This is a genomic window from Marinimicrobium sp. UBA4509, from assembly GCF_002388575.1.
Classification (GTDB): domain Bacteria; phylum Pseudomonadota; class Gammaproteobacteria; order Pseudomonadales; family Cellvibrionaceae; genus Marinimicrobium; species Marinimicrobium koreense.
In genome coordinates this window covers 68805-69318 of record NZ_DGMV01000047.1, presented here as the reverse complement: position 1 = coordinate 69318, position 514 = coordinate 68805, and the positions used below count along the sequence as shown (strand labels likewise).

Genomic DNA, 514 nt, shown 5'->3' with positions numbered 1-514 from the left:
ATCGTGGTCAATGTGCAGGGCGATGAACCTCTGATTCCGCCCGCGGTCATCAATCAGGTGGCGCAGAATCTGGCGGGTGATAGTTCGGCCAGTGTGGCAACCTTGTGTGAGCCGATTGAGTTGGTGGAGGATTTTTGTAATCCGAATATTGTGAAGGTGGTAATGGATGCCCATGGGCGTGCGCTGTATTTCAGTCGGGCGCCGATTCCGTATCCTCGCGATGCGTTTGCGGGTGAGGGTAGGGCGTTACCGGAGGATTTTGTGGCGCGGCGGCATATTGGTATTTATGCTTATCGCGTGGGGTTGTTGCACCGGTTTGTGACTTGGGATCAGGCGCCGTTGGAGCGGTTTGAGTCGTTGGAGCAGTTGCGGGTAATGTGGCAAGGTGAGTCGATTCACGTTGCGGAGGCTTGTCGGCCTGTTCCTGGTGGTGTTGATACTGAGCTTGATTTGGATCGGGTTCGGCGGTTGTTGGGCTCTTGAGTTTTTTGTTTGGTGGTCTTTTTGGAGTCCG

1 protein-coding gene is annotated in these 514 nt (G+C 54.7%); it reads left to right on the top strand.

All coding sequences use genetic code 11. The features are described 5' to 3' along the window. Positions 1-483 (top strand): 3-deoxy-manno-octulosonate cytidylyltransferase (gene kdsB / locus B3520_RS07065; RefSeq protein ID WP_286875756.1); only part of this gene is annotated, 483 nt, incomplete at its 5' end. Positions 484-514 lie beyond the last annotated feature (31 nt).